This window comes from Microvirga sp. GCM10011540 (genome assembly GCF_042650665.1).
Lineage (GTDB): Bacteria > Pseudomonadota > Alphaproteobacteria > Rhizobiales > Beijerinckiaceae > Microvirga > Microvirga lenta.
The window spans coordinates 1-1307 of record NZ_JBHSBQ010000074.1; the positions used below are offsets into that span (position 1 = coordinate 1).

Annotated in this window: 2 pseudogenes; both read left to right on the plus strand. The window is 66.3% G+C overall.

The annotated features are described in order from the left end of the window. Positions 1–1054, plus strand: a pseudogene (locus ACFOYU_RS15310) (hypothetical protein); the annotation flags it as partial. After that, positions 1051–1307: pseudogene (locus ACFOYU_RS15315) on the plus strand (hypothetical protein); the annotation flags it as partial. The pseudogenes ACFOYU_RS15310 and ACFOYU_RS15315, both read left to right, overlap by 4 nt.

Sequence of the window (1307 nt, forward strand, 5' to 3'; positions counted from 1 at the left end):
CTACACCAAGGTGACCTACGGTCTGGTGGCTCTGGCCTTTCTGGTGTTCATGCTGTTCGATGCGCGCCAGCGCCGCTGGGCCGCCTGGGCCATCGGCCTCACCATCCTCACAGCCCTCGCGGTCGAAGCCTTCTGGAAGGGGTCGGCCTCATACCTGGCGGATCTGCGCCTTGCCCGCGATGTCGGCGGCATCCTTCGCGGCACCTGGGGGCAGATCCTCGACCATATCCTCGGCAACCTCGCCGATTACGTCCTGCTGACCCTGTTCGCGGGCTTGGCCGTGTGGCGGACGCGCAGTCTTCGCGATGTCCTGTTCTACGTCTTCTGCGGCACTGCAGGGTTCTTCATCATCAACCAGAACTTCCAGGCCTGGGGCATCATCACGCTCCATGCCGCGGCTGCGGTGGCGGCCGAGACCGTCATTCGCCACGAAACGCATCTTGGCTTCGCGTCGCGGGACCGCCGCTGGTCCCTGACCGCAGGCGTTCAGCTTCTCTTCCTGGCTCTCGTCCTGCCTACGATCGTCCATTGCTCCCTTGCCCTCGGTCTCCACGCCGTAGTGGCGGGCACCCGCGCGGGCGAGGAGATCTCGCTCCCGAATGTCGAGGGTGTGAGGCTGGTGAATCTGTGGACCTGGGGCGATCACGACGGCGCGACCACGTATCTTGCCGCCGTACAGGATGGCGCCGATGTCCTGGACGATCTGGAGCCGCAGCGCGGTCGCGTCTTCGTGCTCGATCTCGCCAACCCCTTTTCCATGGCTTTCGACATGGCTCCGGCGCGGGGAGACATGCCGCGTCTCCAGTGGGACAGAACCGTCAACGCCTCCGCCAACGTGCCTCCCGAGGTGCTGCTCGACGACGTCGAAATCGTCATGGAGCCCAAGGCGCCCGCAGGCCCGAAACCGCCAGGATCGGATGCGACGCTTCAGACCGTCTACGGTCCGCATATCGCGGAGAACTTCGACCTGGTGCGGGAAACGGAGCACTGGCGCGTGCATCGTCGCAAGCCCGTGGCGGACGCTCCGCCGGCAGCCGGAGCGGGATCGTCATGATCGGCGACGATACCCGTCTGCTGCCCACGGCGAGGCTCATCCTCGCAGGGGCGCTCGTCGTGGCGGCTCTGCTCGCCTTGCCCGGGCAGACGATCACGACCTCCTATCCGAACGATCTCTTCATCTTCCTCGACAGCGCGCACCGGCTCGTATGGGGGCAGGTGCCCAACCGCGACTTCCACACCGCCCTCGGCCCCCTCACCCACTACATCCCCGCCGCAGGATACTGGCTCTCCGGCTCCCTCGGCGCCGC